Annotated in this window: 13 protein-coding genes; 7 read left to right on the top strand and 6 right to left on the bottom strand. The window is 73.8% G+C overall.

Annotation, left to right across the window (positions count from 1 at the left end; all coding sequences use genetic code 11):
• Positions 1-361 precede the first annotated feature (361 nt).
• The gene (locus ACZ5DC_RS04145) at positions 362-1,540 is read left to right on the top strand and encodes a saccharopine dehydrogenase family protein (RefSeq protein WP_468649159.1); all 1,179 of its coding nucleotides are present in this window, start codon (positions 362-364) and stop codon (positions 1,538-1,540) included.
• 159 nt (positions 1,541-1,699) lie between these two features.
• On the opposite strand, the gene ACZ5DC_RS04140 is transcribed toward ACZ5DC_RS04145, so the two are convergent.
• Positions 1,700-2,392: an endonuclease V gene (locus ACZ5DC_RS04140; RefSeq protein WP_468649157.1), complete on the bottom strand. Its 693-nt coding sequence runs from the start codon at positions 2,390-2,392 to the stop codon at positions 1,700-1,702.
• Between the two features lie 59 nt (positions 2,393-2,451).
• On the opposite strand from ACZ5DC_RS04140, the gene ACZ5DC_RS04135 reads away from it, so the two are divergent.
• Positions 2,452-2,748: a YciI family protein gene (locus ACZ5DC_RS04135; RefSeq protein WP_468649155.1), complete on the top strand. Its 297-nt coding sequence runs from the start codon at positions 2,452-2,454 to the stop codon at positions 2,746-2,748.
• Between the two features lie 43 nt (positions 2,749-2,791).
• Here the strand turns inward: ACZ5DC_RS04135 and ACZ5DC_RS04130 are convergent, their stop codons facing one another.
• Together ACZ5DC_RS04130 and ACZ5DC_RS04125 are read right to left on the bottom strand one after the other, a co-directional pair.
• Positions 2,792-3,130, bottom strand: a complete 339-nt coding sequence (locus ACZ5DC_RS04130) for a plasmid stabilization protein (RefSeq protein WP_366752375.1) — start codon at positions 3,128-3,130, stop codon at positions 2,792-2,794.
• Between the two features lie 75 nt (positions 3,131-3,205).
• Complete coding sequence (locus ACZ5DC_RS04125; protein ID WP_468649153.1) at positions 3,206-4,444, bottom strand: WD40/YVTN/BNR-like repeat-containing protein; 1,239 nt, start codon at positions 4,442-4,444, stop codon at positions 3,206-3,208.
• A 235-nt stretch (positions 4,445-4,679) separates the two neighbouring features.
• On the opposite strand from ACZ5DC_RS04125, the gene ssgD reads away from it, so the two are divergent.
• The 4 genes from ssgD (at position 4,680) to ACZ5DC_RS04105 (ending at position 9,177) form a co-directional block, all read left to right on the top strand.
• The gene (ssgD, locus tag ACZ5DC_RS04120) at positions 4,680-5,096 is read left to right on the top strand and encodes a spore wall synthesis regulator SsgD (RefSeq protein ID WP_468649151.1); all 417 of its coding nucleotides are present in this window, start codon (positions 4,680-4,682) and stop codon (positions 5,094-5,096) included.
• A gap of 311 nt (positions 5,097-5,407) precedes the next feature.
• A complete protein-coding gene (locus ACZ5DC_RS04115; RefSeq protein WP_468649149.1) occupies positions 5,408-7,033 on the top strand; it encodes an ABC-F family ATP-binding cassette domain-containing protein in 1,626 nt (541 codons plus the stop codon).
• 162 nt (positions 7,034-7,195) lie between these two features.
• Positions 7,196-7,972, top strand: coding sequence for a dimethylargininase (ddaH, locus tag ACZ5DC_RS04110; protein ID WP_468649147.1), 777 nt, complete (start codon positions 7,196-7,198; stop codon positions 7,970-7,972).
• Between the two features lie 230 nt (positions 7,973-8,202).
• Positions 8,203-9,177, top strand: coding sequence for an acyl-ACP desaturase (locus tag ACZ5DC_RS04105; RefSeq protein WP_468649145.1), 975 nt, complete (start codon positions 8,203-8,205; stop codon positions 9,175-9,177).
• A 52-nt stretch (positions 9,178-9,229) separates the two neighbouring features.
• On the opposite strand, the gene ACZ5DC_RS04100 is transcribed toward ACZ5DC_RS04105, so the two are convergent.
• On the bottom strand, positions 9,230-9,475 hold the full coding sequence (locus ACZ5DC_RS04100) for a WhiB family transcriptional regulator (protein WP_468649143.1): 246 nt from the start codon (positions 9,473-9,475) through the stop codon (positions 9,230-9,232).
• Between the two features lie 269 nt (positions 9,476-9,744).
• On the opposite strand from ACZ5DC_RS04100, the gene ACZ5DC_RS04095 reads away from it, so the two are divergent.
• On the top strand, positions 9,745-10,533 hold the full coding sequence (locus ACZ5DC_RS04095; protein WP_468649141.1) for a VOC family protein: 789 nt from the start codon (positions 9,745-9,747) through the stop codon (positions 10,531-10,533).
• A gap of 41 nt (positions 10,534-10,574) precedes the next feature.
• On the opposite strand, the gene ACZ5DC_RS04090 is transcribed toward ACZ5DC_RS04095, so the two are convergent.
• Entirely contained in the window at positions 10,575-11,651 is a 1,077-nt protein-coding gene (locus ACZ5DC_RS04090) for a LacI family DNA-binding transcriptional regulator (protein ID WP_468649139.1), read from the bottom strand.
• Between the two features lie 91 nt (positions 11,652-11,742).
• Positions 11,743-12,762 (bottom strand): non-homologous end-joining DNA ligase, encoded by a 1,020-nt coding sequence (ligD, locus tag ACZ5DC_RS04085; protein ID WP_468649137.1) that lies wholly within the window; start codon positions 12,760-12,762, stop codon positions 11,743-11,745.
• Between the last annotated feature and the right edge of the window lie 77 nt (positions 12,763-12,839).

Raw genomic sequence — 12,839 nt, 5'->3', positions numbered from 1 at the left:
CCCCCAGGCGTGTGTGACACAAATGATGTAACACCGGTGATGCTAGGAACGCGTTCCACCGGACACAAGACCTGAACGAGCAAGCGCTTAGCCAAGTGCCCGACCGGCCGACGATCACCCGGGAGAGTGAACGGCGCCCCGCCGGGGCCCCGCGGCGACGGGCGCCGCGGACCGTCACGTGCTCCGCGCGCCCGGCTCCCGCACCCGGGGCCGGGGCGGTTTCTCCCGCTTCTTCACGGCATTCCTGGCTATGGCCACCGCTGCCTCCGGGCTGGTCGTCGGGCTCCGCACTCCTCACGCTAGCCTCGGCCACCGACAGCGGCGCGGGCTGCGCGACGGGCCGCACGGACCAAGGGGTGTCATGAGCAGGATAAGCAGGGCGGACCGGCCGTACGACCTCGTGCTCTTCGGGGCCACGGGCTTCGTCGGCGCGCTCACGGCCCACTACCTCGCCGCGCACGCGCCGGGGGACCTGCGCTGGGCGGTCGCCGGGCGCGACGAGGGGCGGCTGGAGCGGCTGCGCGAGGAGCTGCCCGGTGGCGCGGACGTCGGTGTGCTGCGGGCCGACGTGGCCGAACCGGCCACCCTGCGCGCCCTCGCCGGGCACGCGCGCGTGGTCGCCACGACCGTCGGGCCGTACGTCCTGCACGGCGAGACGCTCGTCGCCGCCTGCGCCGACACCGGCACCGACTACCTGGACCTCACCGGCGAGCCCGAGTTCGTGGACCTGGTGTACGTCCGGCACGACGCACGCGCGCGGGAGACGGGCGCGCGCCTGGTGCACGCCTGCGGTTTCGACTCCGTGCCGCACGACCTGGGCGCGTACTTCACGGTCCGGCAGCTTCCCGAGGGCGTGCCGCTGACCGTGGACGGCTATGTGACCGCCGACGCGGCCTTCTCCGGCGGCACCCTCGCCTCGGCGCTGAACCAGATGGCCCGCGGCCGGCGGATGCTGGCCGCCGCGCGGGAACGGGCCCGGCACGAGCCGCGGCTGCCGGGCCGCCGGGTGACGGCGCCGGCGGGCGCGCCGGGGTACGCGGCGCAGGTCGGCGCGTGGGTGCTGCCGCTGCCCACCATCGACCCGCAGATCGTGCGCCGTTCGGCCCGGGCGCTGGAGCGGTACGGGCCGGACTTCCGCTACCGGCACTACGCGGCGGTGCGGCGCCTGCCGGTCGCCCTCGGCGGGATCGCGGCCGTCGGCGCGATGGCGGCCGCCGCCCAGCTGCCGCCCGCCCGGCGCTGGCTGTCGGACCGGCTCAAGCCGGGTGACGGACCGAGCGCCGAGAAGCGGGCGAAGAGCTGGTTCTCGGTGCGGTTCGTCGGCGAGGGCGGCGGCCGGCGCGTGTTCACCGAGGTCGCGGGCGGCGACCCCGGGTACGACGAGACGGCGAAGATGTTCGCCGAGGCGGCCCTGTGCCTGGCGTTCGACGACCTGCCGGCGACGGCGGGCCAGGTCACCACGGCCCAGGCGATGGGCGACGCCCTGACCGAGCGGCTGCGGGCGGCGGGGATCACCTTCCGGGTGGCGGCGGAACGCTAGCGGCGGGCCACTCGTCACCGCCGCCGCCTTGAGCCGGGGCGACGGGCGGGCGTGCCGGGGCCAGGACAAGAAGGCCCGACGGTCGTGGAGTTGGTGCGCGGCGCGCAGTGTCAGGAGGCCGGTGCCCGGCGCGTCGCCGAGCCCGGCCCCGGCCGCCGGTCAGCCCTGCGCCGCCTCGCGCAGCGCGCTCCGGCACAGGGCGTCCGCCCGGCGGGTGGTCTCCGGCAGCCGGTACCGCGGGGTCAGCGCCAGGGTGTGCGCCACGGCGTTGTCGAGGCCGACCCGGTGGCCGACCGAGACGAACACCGGCTTGACGCCGTCGCGGGTGCGCAGGGCGCGTCCGACCTCCTCGGTCCCGGCGAGCAGCGGTGCCCAGCCGCCCCGGCCCGGCTCCGGGTCGTCGTACGCGAAGGTGAACGGGTTCTTGGCGACCCCGACGGTCGGCAGGTCCGTGAGCACGCCCAGGTGGCTCGCCAGGCCGAAGCGGCGCGGGTGGGCCAGCCCGTAGCCGTCGCAGACGACCAGCCCCGGCGGGCACGGCAGCCGGTCCAGGGCGGCGCGGACGGTGGGGAGCTCACGGAAGGCGAGGAGGCCGGGCACGTAGGGGAAGGAGACCCGGCCGACGGCCGTCGCCTCCGCCACGACCTCCAGCGTGGCGGCGTCCAGCACGACGGCCGCCGCCGCGACCAGGTCCAGGCCGTCGTCGTAGGCGACGTCGACCCCCGTGACGCGGCCCGTCCCGGGCGGCGGTCCGGGCTCGTCCAGCACCACCCGCCCGCGCAGCTCGTCCTGTACGGCGCGGGCCTCGTCCTCGGTCGCGGGCCAGCCCGCGGGTACGCCAACGATCGTCATGCCGGGTGACTGTACGGTCCCGCCGCGGGCCGCCGGACGGACGGGGTAGGCTCGCGATCATGTTCGTCCTGGAGCTGACCTACACCGCGCCGCTCGAAGCCGTGGACGCCGTTCTGCCGGACCATGTGGCCTGGCTGGAGGAGCAGTACGACAAGGGCCACTTCCTGGCCTCGGGACGCAAGAACCCCCGCGACGGCGGGGTGATCCTGGCCGTCGCGGGGGACCGTGCCCGCATCGACGAGATCATCGCGGGCGACCCGTTCACCGTCGCCGGTGTGTGCGCCTACCGCGTCACGGAGTTCATCGCCACGAAGACGGCCCCGGAGCTGGCGCGCCACCGGCAGACACTGGGCTGACGCCGGCCCGCCGCGCTCCTCGGGCGCCGGGCCGGGCGGGCCGTCAGCCCTTCTTGGTGTCCAGCGCGCGCTGGAGTTCTTCCTTGTTCATGTGCGAACGGCCCTCGATGCCGCGCTGCTTCGCCTCGTTGTACAGCTGGTCCCGGGTCGGGCCGTGCGAGCCGACCCGGTTGCCCGACCGCTGACCGCCGCGCTTGCCGGACGACATGTCCTGCGTCGAGCTGCGGCTGGCGGTCTTGGACTCGCCGGAGCGGGCGCGTTCCTTGTTCACCGTCCGCGCGGCGATCTCCTTGGCGCGCCCGGTGCTCTCGCCCCGGTCCTGCGCGCTCTTCTTGATGTGCTCGTACTGACGCTCACGCTTGGGGCTGGAACCGGCTGGCATGATCGCTCCCTTCCTTTGCGACGGGGAACGAGTACCCGCGTTCGGCCGCGCTTACCTCACCGGTCCGGCCGCGCCTCACCGTTCGAGCCGTGCCACCCGTCCCTGTTCGCCCGCCGCCCAGCAGCTCAGGTCGGGCGTGCACGTGACGGTGTCGTAGGAGCCGGTGTCGATCGTGCGCCAGCTGCGGCCGCCGTCGGCGGTCAGGTCGGTGCCGGTCGGGCCGACGGCCAGCGCGGCGGTGCGGCTGTGCGGGAGCCAGGCGGCGCCGGAGCGGTACGCGGGTGGCGGGGTGGTGGCGGGCCGCCAGGTGCGGCCGCCGTCGGCGGTGACCGCGGCGGCCTGGGGGGAGGGCTGACCGGGGCGGTAGTCGCCGCCGACCGCGATGCCGTGGGTGCGGTCGCGGAAGGCCAGCGCGAAGACGCCCTTGGCCGGATCGCCCGCGGGGACCGGTGTGTCGGCGGCCGTCCAGGTGAGCCCGCGGTCGGCGGAGTGCAGCACGCGCGCGCGGGCGCCGCCGCCGGTGGCCAGCCAGACGTCCTTCGGGCCGGCGGTGACGAGGCACTGGCCGCTCGCGGCGAAGCCCGCCTCGCCGTCCAGCGCGGGCGGCATGCCGTCCGCGGGCAGCACGCGCCAGGAGCGTCCGCCGTCGGCGGTGGACAGCACGCGGAACCTGCCGTCCACGGGGTCGCCCAGGGCGAGGCCGTGGCGGCGGTCGAAGAAGGCGAGGCAGTCGTAGAAGGCTCTGGGGTCGGTGTTGCGGAAGGACTCCGTCCAGGTCGTACCGCCGTCGTCGGTGCGGTAGACGCGGGAGGCCTCGCCCTCGCCGATGGCGAGCACCACCGCGCGGCGGGCGTCGAACGCCGTCACGTCCCGGAACTGGAGCCCGGACGCCCCCGGCGGGGAGACGTTCCGCCAGCTGGTGCCGCCGTCCGTGGTGCGCAGCACCGTGCCTTCGGTGCCGGCCAGCCAGGCGGTGCGCCGGTCGACGGCCGCGAGGCCCCGGAAACGGACGCTCGGCGTGCCGGGGTCCTTCGCCGCCCAGTGCGCGCTCGCGGTGCGCGAGCCCCCGGCCGCCGGGGTCGCCTCGTGCGTGCGGGGGCTCCCCGCCGCCGGGTCCGACTTGCGCGTACGGGAGTTCTCGGCGGTCCGGCTCCCGGCTGCCGTACCGGGGCCCGGCTGCCCCGCGCTCGCCCCGCCGGTGGTGGTGTGGGCCAGCGGACGGGCCTCGGCCGCCGGGACCGTCAGGGCGGCGAGCGCCGCCCCGCACGCCACTCCCGCCGCCACCAGCCGGCTCGTCCGTCCCCTGCGTCGCATGCTCCCCAAGCGCCTCATGGCGGGCGAAGCTAGCCCCACTCCCCCGGCCCCGTCCAGAGGGCGGCCGCGCTCGGTGCCGCCGACGAGCGGGAACGGCCGTACGCACCCCGTGCATGAACGCGGTGACCGAGGTCACTCGTTCCCCGTGTGCACGCATCGGCCGTTTCCGTCGTCTCTTCCAGTGCCGGGTGCCGCACATCCGGGCGCAGTCCATCCGTCACGAGGGAGCAAGGCGTTGTCCACCGTCATCGAGCAGCCCGTAGAGGCCCGTCTCGTCGCCGCCGCACCGCGCATGCCGAGCATTCCCGCCACGCTGTGCTACGACCGGCGCGACCCGTTCGCCGTCCGCATGACGTTCCCGGCCCCGGCCACGCTGGAGGGCGTCGACGTGTGCTGGACCTTCTCCCGCGAGCTGCTCACGGCCGGTCTCCAGGACGCCGAGGGCCACGGTGACGTCCGCGTGCGGCCGTACGGGTACGACCGCACGGTGCTGGAGTTCCACGCCCCGGAGGGCACCGCGATCGTGCACGTGCGCTCGGGTGAGATCCGGCGGTTCCTGGAGGCGACCAACGACCTGGTCCCCGTCGGTCTGGAGCACCTCCAGCTGGACCTGGACCACGGCCTGGCCGAGCTGATGCGGGACGCCTGCTGAGCGCCGGCCGGTGAACGCCACGCGCGCGTGGGGCGGCGCGGCGCGTAATCACGTTGACAGCCCTTCCCGTCCTTCCTACGGTGTACAGCGGTTCTGTTGCCGTCGATTGGAGAAGGACGTTGCTCGTCTGAGGTCCTGAGACACCGCGTCGCACCGGTCAGGTGTGCGTGGCGTACGACCTCGGCGTCCGAGCCGTCCTCCGGCACAGGCCCTTCTCCCCGGCCCCTTCCGTGCCCCAGACCTTTCGGTTTCCGCCTCGCGGTGTCTCGACACGCGTCCACCCGAACGCACCCGTCCCTCGCGAGGCGCCCATGTCTGCTTCCCTCACCTGCACGTCCCTGTCCTTCACCTGGCCCGACGGCACCGCCGTCTTCGACGGCCTGGACATCGCCTTCGGCCCCGGCAGGACCGGGCTCGTCGGCGTCAACGGATCGGGCAAGTCCACCCTGCTCAAGCTGATGGCCGGGGAACTCGCCCCGGCCGACGGCACCCTCAAGGCGGCCGGCGAGATCGGCTACCTCCCGCAGAACGTCACGCTCGACACCGCGCTCCGCGTCGACCAGGCCCTCGGCATCGCCGCCCGGCGGGCCGCCCTGCACGCCATCGAGGCGGGCGACGCCGCCGAGGAGCACTTCGAGACCGTCGGCGACGACTGGGACGTCGAGGAGCGCGCCCTGGCCACCCTCGGCGAACTCGGTCTCGGCCACATCGGCCTGGACCGGACCGTCGGCGAGGTGTCCGGGGGCGAGTCGGTGCTGCTGCGGCTCGCCGCACTGCTGCTGCGCCGCCCCGACATCCTGCTGCTGGACGAGCCCACCAACAACCTGGACCTGTACGCGCGCCGGCGGCTGTACCAGACGGTGGCCTCCTGGCCGGGCGTGCTGGTCGTGGTGAGCCACGACCGGGAACTGCTCGACCTGGTCGACCAGATCGCCGAGCTGCACTCCGGGGAGGTCGCCTGGTTCGGCGGCAACTTCTCCGCCTACGAGGAGGCGCTGGCCGTCGAGCAGGAGGCGGCCGAGCGGATGCTGCGCGTCGCCGAGGCCGATGTGCGCAAGCAGAAGCGCGAACTGGCCGACGCGCAGGTCAAGCTGGCCCGCCGCAAGCGCTACGGGCAGAAGATGTACGAACAGAAACGCGAGCCGAAGATCGTCATGGGGGCGCGCAAGCGGGCCGCACAGGAGTCGGCGGGCAAGCACCGCATCATGCACGAGGAGCGGCTCGCCGAGGCCAGGGAACGGCTGGACGAGGCGGTGGAGGCCGTACGGGACGACGACGAGATCCGGGTCGACCTGCCGTACACGGCCGTGCCGCCCGGCCGGCAGGTGCTCACCCTGGAGAAGCTGGAGACGGCCTGCCACGCGCGCGTGCCGGGCGTCCTGGACCTGCGGGGCCCGGAGCGGATCGCGCTCGTCGGCCGCAACGGCGCCGGCAAGACGACGCTGCTGCGGACCGTCGCCGGGGAACTGGCACCGGTGTCGGGCACGGCGACGGCCCATGTGCCGCTGCGGTTCCTGCCCCAGCGGCTGGACGTGCTGGACGACGACTGGTCGGTGGCCGAGAACGTCGCCCGGTTCGCGCCGGGCGCCACCAACAACCGGGTCCGGGCCCGGCTCGCCCGCTTCCTGTTCCGGGGCGCGCGGGCCGACCGGAAGGCGGCCACCCTGTCGGGCGGTGAACGCTTCCGGGCGGCCCTGGCCGCGCTGATGCTCGCCGAGCCCGCACCGCAACTGCTGCTGCTGGACGAGCCCACCAACAACCTCGACATGGCCAGCGTCCGGCAGCTGACCACGGCCCTGGAGTCGTACGAGGGCGCGCTGATCGTCGCCAGCCACGACCTGCCGTTCCTGGAGTCCATCGGGATCACCCGGTGGCTGCTGATGGAGGGAGGGGAGCTGACGGAGACCGCACCCGAGGCGCTCAGGGACCCGGCCTGACCGGCGTGGGCCCTCCCGGCCGGACATCGGGGTCCGGGCAGGGACGCGCCGGGCACCCTGGGGGTTTGGGCCCTGGCGGGAGCGCGCTGCATGATGACGGACCGGCGCCGTGCGAGCGGCGCCGGACCGCACCACCGCACCGACCGATTCGAAAGGCCCCTCGTGCCCAGCAAGAAGGCCCTCGTCCGCCGCCCCAGCCCCTTCCTCGCCGACGGCCTGGTGACGCACGTCCAGCGGGAGAAGGTCGACGCGGGGCTCGCCGTCGAGCAGTGGGAGGCGTACGTCGAGGCCCTGCGCGCGCACGGCTGGGAGACCATCGAGGTCGAACCGGCCGACGACTGCCCGGACTCGGTGTTCGTCGAGGACACCGTCGTCATGTACCGGAACGTGGCGTTGATCACCCGGCCCGGCGCCGAGTCGCGGCGCGCGGAGACCGCCGGCGTCGAGGAGGCGGTGGCCCGGCTCGGCTGCTCGGTGAACTGGATATGGGAACCGGGCACGCTGGACGGCGGTGACGTCCTCAAGGTCGGCGACACCGTGTACGTCGGCCGCGGCGGGCGGACCAACGCGGCCGGTGTGCAGCAGCTGCGGGCGGCCTTCGAACCGCTGGGCGCCCGCGTGGTCGCGGTACCCGTCAGCAAGGTGCTGCACCTGAAGTCGGCGGTGACCGCGCTGCCCGACGGCACGGTGATCGGGCACATCCCGAAGATCGACCGGCCGTCGCTGTTCCCGGGATTCCTGTCGGTGCCGGAGGAGTCCGGCGCGCACGTGGTGCTGCTCGGCGGCGGCAAGCTGCTGATGGCGGCGAGCGCCCCGAAGACCGCGGAACTGCTGGCCGATCTCGGCCACGACGTGGTGACGGTCGACATCAGCGAGTTCGAGAAGCTGGAGGGGTGTGTGACCTGCCTCTCGGTGCGCCTGCGGGAGCTGTACGCCTGACCGGGTGATTCTCTCGCCCCGGCAGCTCCCGGACCTGCGGGTCCCGGGGCTGCCGGGCGCGTCCGGGCACGGCCGTCGCGGCGGGCTGATCAGCGGGTTGTTTACAGCACTCTTAACCTACGGCTTCGTAACCTACGGATTCGTAGCCTACGATCACATGGGCCTCCGGCACCGCTCGCCGGACCGTGCCCCTTCCTCCCCCCTTTGTTCGCCGTCCCCCTGGAGTTCCTATGACGATCACCTCCCCCCACCTCGGCAGCCCGTCCGTCTGGACCGACGCGCGGCTGCTGTACGCACTGGAGGAAGTGGTCGAGAAGGAGCTAAACCGGCACCTGAACGTCGCCAAGGACTGGATGCCGCACGAGTACGTGCCGTGGAGCGACGGCCGCAACTTCCCGGGCCTGTTCGAGGACGGGGAGGCCTGGGACAAGGAGCAGTCCCAGGTGACGGAGATCGGCCGGATCGCCCTCGTGGTGAACCTGCTGACCGAGGACAACCTGCCGAGCTACCACCACGAGATCGCCTCGCTCTTCGGCCGCGACGGCGCCTGGGGCACCTGGGTGCACCGCTGGACGGCCGAGGAGGGCCGGCACGGCATCGTGATGCGGGACTACCTGCTGACCTCGCGCGCGGTGGACCCGGACAAGCTGGAACGTTTCCGTATGTCGCACATGAGCGAGGGCTTCGAGTCCGACAACCGGCACTCGATGCTGCACTCGGTGGCCTACGTCGCCTTCCAGGAGCTGGCCACGCGGATCTCGCACCGCAACACCGGCCACCAGTCGGGTGACCCGGTCTGCGACCGCATGCTGGCCCGCATCGCGACCGACGAGAACCTGCACATGGTGTTCTACCGCAACCTGCTGAAGGCCGCGTTCGAGCTGGCGCCCGACCTGACCATGCAGGCGGTCCGGGACGTCGTCGTGAACTTCCGGATGCCCGGACACGGCATCCCCGGCTTCGAGCGGGCCGCCGCGCAGATGGCGATCGGCGAGGTGTACAACCTGCGCATCCACCACGACGACGTGCTGCAGCCGGTGCTGCGCTTCCTGAAGGTCCTGGAGATCGACGGCCTCGGCCCCGAGGGACGCCAGGCGCAGGAGGAACTCGGCCTGTTCATGGGCGGGCTGGACGCCGAGGCCGCGAAGTTCGACGAGAAGCTGGCCGCGCGGAAGGCCCGGATGGCGATGCGCGCCGGGGCCTGACGCCCCGCGCACGGCCCGGCGCCCGGCGCCCGGCCCACGGCCTCACGGGGTGTCAGCGGGCGGTGCGGCGCAGGGCGAGGCGCTCCTTCTCGGACAGGCCGCCCCAGACGCCGAACCGCTCGTCGTTGGCCAGCGCGTAGTCCAGACAGGCCGGGCGCAGCTCGCACAGGGCGCAGATGCGCTTCGCCTCGCGCACCGAGCTGCCCGGCTCGGGGAAGAAGAAGTCCGGCCCGGTCTGCGCGCACAGCGCCTGCGTCTGCCAGGTGTCGTCGGCCGGCGTGATGGTTTCGTAGTGCATGGCCAGGAGCCTGCCCCACGGCGAAAAACGTTCGATCAACGCCGGCGAAACGGCGCGCTCGGGCACGTCCGGCCGCCCCGATGATGCTCCCCGCGGCCGGGCGCGCGCACGGCGGCGCGCCCGGCCGCGGGAAAACCGGGAGAACGCGTGCCGTCACACTCGGTGAAGGTGGGCCGTCCCGGCGCGTCCCGGTGCTCCGGCAGCGATTGTCGGTGGGCGGTGCGAGACTCGGCAGTGCACAGGACGGAGCCCCTTGCGAGGAGGGCGAGATGCTCACCACCCGTTTCGTCGACGGCGCGCCCAACTGGATCGACGTCGGCAGTCCCGACATCGACGGCGCCGCCGCTTTCTACGGCGGTCTGTTCGGCTGGCGGTTCCGGTCGGCGGGGCCGGACGCCGGCGGTTACGGCTTCTTCCAGCTGGACGGCCAGACCGTCGCCGGCGGCATGCAGACCGCTCCCGGCCAGGGGGCCGCGGCCTGGACGGTGTACTTCCGCAGCGGGGACGCGCGGGCCACCGCCGAGGCGGCCGAACAGGCCCACGGCAGAGTGCTGTTCCAGCCCCTGGACGTGATGGGCCAGGGTCACATGGCGGTCCTCGCCGACCGGGCGGGCGTGTCGTTCGGGATCTGGCAGCCGGGCCGGACCGAGGGCGTGGAACTCGCGGGCGCGCCGGGCTCCCTGCGCTGGGTGGAGCTGTACACGCCGGACATCGCGGCGGCCGCCGCCTTCTACCGCCGGGTGCTGGGCCTGGAGACCTCCGCGCCGTTCCCGGGCGGGACGTACACCTGTTTCAACCCGGAAGGCGCCGGTGAGGACGCGATGTTCGGCGGGATGGTGCCGCTGGCCGACGATCCCACCGAGTCCGCGGCGGGCCCGTACTGGCTGCCGTACTTCGAGGTGGAGGACACCGACGCCGTGGTGGAACAGGCGCAGCGCCTGGGCGGGACGGTGCGGGTGCCCGCGACGAACCTGGAGGGCGTGGGCCGTACGGCCCGGCTCGCCGACCCGTACGGGGCCCGCTTCGCGGTGATCAGAAGCGAGCGGCCCGAGGGCTGACCTCCGGCGTGCGCCCGGCAGCCGGCGGCGCTCCCGGGGGGTCAGGCCGAGGCGCGGCGTATCAGGGTGGTCGGCAGGATCACCTCCGACGGCGGTGCCCGGTGGGCGCCGGCCGTCCCGTCCGTCCCCTCGCGGGCGCCGGACAGGCCGCGCAGCAGCAGGCGGGCCATCAGCCGGCCCATGCCCTCGATGTCCTGACGGACCGTCGTCAGCGGCGGGTCGGCCTGTTCGGTGACCGGCACCATGTCGTCGAAGCCGACCACCGCCACGTCCGCGGGCACGCGCCGGCCGCTCGCGCGCAGCACCCTGAGGGCGCCGAGCGCGGTGAGGTCGTTGGCGGCGAACACGGCGTCGACGTCCGGGCAACGGTCGAGGAGTTCCCGCATGGCGCGTTCGCCGCCGGACGGGGTGAAGTCGCTCTCCTCGACCAGCCGGGGGTCGTGTCCGCCCAGGACGTCGGTCATGACGTCCCGGTAGCCGTCGAGCCGGTCCACCGCCGAGGTCTGGTCCAGCGCCCCGGTGATGTGGGCGACGCGCCGGCGGCCGAGGTCCAGCAGGTGCCGGACGGCCGCGCGGGCCCCGCCCCGGTTGTCGCAGTCGACGTAGACCACGCCCGGGGCGGAGGCGCGCGCGTCCGCGCCCCAGCCGGGGCGCCCGCCGAACACGGTGGGCACGCCGGCGTCGTGGATGAGGCCGGGCAGCGGGTCGTCCAGGTGCAGCGAGAAGACGAGCGCGCCGTCGACGTGGCCGCCGGCGAGATAGCGGGCCACGCGCGCGTGGTCGGCACGGCCCTCGGTGAGCAGCAGCACCAGCTGGTTGTCGTGGGCGGTCAGTTCCTTGCTGATGCCGCGCAGCTGGAGGGCGAAGAAGGGGTCGGCGAAGACGCGGGTCTCGGGTTCGGCGATGACGACCGCGACGGCGTCGTGCCGCCGGGTGACGAGACTGCGCGCCGCCTGGTTGGGGACGTAGCCCAGCTCCTCCACGGCTCGCCGGACCCGCTCGGCCAGGGGCTCGCGCACCCCGTCGCCGCCGTTGACCACCCGGGACACGGTGGCCCGGGACACCCCGGCCCGCGCGGCCACGGCCTCCAGCGTGGGGCGCGACACTGCCTCGGTCACTTCGGGACTCCTCATCGGCGGCTGCCGATCAGGATAGCCGCGGGACACGGGACCGGGCGGTGCCGGACGGGACGCGGAACCGGACGGGTCTTCAGGGCGAGGACTCCCGGCGGGCGCGGCTCGGCTGCACCCGTTTCGGTTCGCCGGGCATCTTCGGGTACTCCGGCGGGTACGGCAGGTCGCCCAGGCCGTGGTCGTGTTCGTCCTGGCGGGCCAGTTCCAGCAGCGCGTCCAGGGAGTAGGCGTGGTCGTCCATGTCGGCGTGCACGTCACCGAGTTCGGCGAACCGGGCCGGCATGGTGGCGAGGTCGAAGTCGCGGGGCTCGGCGACCACGACTTCTTCCCAGCGCAGCGGCGCCGAGACGGGGGCGTGCGGGCGGGGACGCACCGAATAGGCGGAGGCGATGGTGCGGTCCCTCGCCGTCTGATTGTAATCGAGGAAGATACGGCTCCCGCGTTCCTCCTTCCACCACTTGATGGTCACCCGGTCCGGCATCCGGCGCTCCATCTCCCGGCCGACCGCGATCGCCGCGCGGCGTACCTGGGTGAAGGTCCAGCGCGGTTCGATGGGGACGAAGACGTGCAGGCCCCGGCCGCCGGAGGTCTTCGGCCAGCCGCGCAGCCCGCCGAACTCGTCCAGCACGGCCCGTAGTTCCCCGGCGGCGCGGGCCGCGTCGGCGTAGTCGGTGCCGGGCTGCGGGTCGAGGTCGATGCGGAGTTCGTCGGGATGGTCGACGTCGGTGGCGCGCACCGGCCAGGGGTGGAAGGTGAGGGTGCCGTACTGCGCGGCCCACACCACGGCGGCCTCCTCGGTGGGGCACATCTCGTCGGCGCTGCGCCCGCTGGGGAAGGTGATGTGGGCGGTCGGGATCCAGTCCGGCATGCCCTTCGGCGCCCGCTTCTGGTAGAACCACTCGCCGCCTACGCCGTCCGGGTAGCGCTCCAGGGTGGTGGGGCGGTTGCGCAGGGCGCGCAGGATGCCGGGGCCGACGGCGGCGTAGTACCGGGCGAGGTCCAGCTTGGTGAAGCCCCGCTCCGGGAAGAACACCTTGTCCGGGCTGGACAGCCGTACGCTCCGGCCGGCCACCTCCAGTTGCACCGCATCACCCATGCGGCCACGGTAGGCGCACCCGGCGCCACTCGCATACCGGGCACAACGGTACATATCTGAGCGGAAACGGATGTATG

This window comes from Streptomyces sp. NPDC031445 (assembly GCF_055581365.1).
The sequence above is the reverse complement of the archived record's forward strand: the minus strand, read 5'-3'. Positions and strand labels throughout refer to the sequence as shown.

What these genes read in the sequence shown, in the direction of transcription:
- ligD (WP_468649137.1), bottom strand. Translation starts at nt 12,762, where the DNA reads ATGGGTGATGCGGTGCAACTGGAGGTGGCCGGCCGGAGCGTACGGCTG.
- ACZ5DC_RS04145 (WP_468649159.1), top strand. Translation starts at nt 362, where the DNA reads ATGAGCAGGATAAGCAGGGCGGACCGGCCGTACGACCTCGTGCTCTTC.
- ACZ5DC_RS04105 (WP_468649145.1), top strand. Translation starts at nt 8,203, where the DNA reads ATGACGATCACCTCCCCCCACCTCGGCAGCCCGTCCGTCTGGACCGAC.
- ACZ5DC_RS04130 (WP_366752375.1), bottom strand. Translation starts at nt 3,130, where the DNA reads ATGCCAGCCGGTTCCAGCCCCAAGCGTGAGCGTCAGTACGAGCACATC.
- ACZ5DC_RS04100 (WP_468649143.1), bottom strand. Translation starts at nt 9,475, where the DNA reads ATGCACTACGAAACCATCACGCCGGCCGACGACACCTGGCAGACGCAG.
- ACZ5DC_RS04095 (WP_468649141.1), top strand. Translation starts at nt 9,745, where the DNA reads ATGCTCACCACCCGTTTCGTCGACGGCGCGCCCAACTGGATCGACGTC.
- ACZ5DC_RS04140 (WP_468649157.1), bottom strand. Translation starts at nt 2,392, where the DNA reads ATGACGATCGTTGGCGTACCCGCGGGCTGGCCCGCGACCGAGGACGAG.
- ACZ5DC_RS04125 (WP_468649153.1), bottom strand. Translation starts at nt 4,444, where the DNA reads ATGCGACGCAGGGGACGGACGAGCCGGCTGGTGGCGGCGGGAGTGGCG.
- ACZ5DC_RS04115 (WP_468649149.1), top strand. Translation starts at nt 5,408, where the DNA reads ATGTCTGCTTCCCTCACCTGCACGTCCCTGTCCTTCACCTGGCCCGAC.
- ACZ5DC_RS04135 (WP_468649155.1), top strand. Translation starts at nt 2,452, where the DNA reads ATGTTCGTCCTGGAGCTGACCTACACCGCGCCGCTCGAAGCCGTGGAC.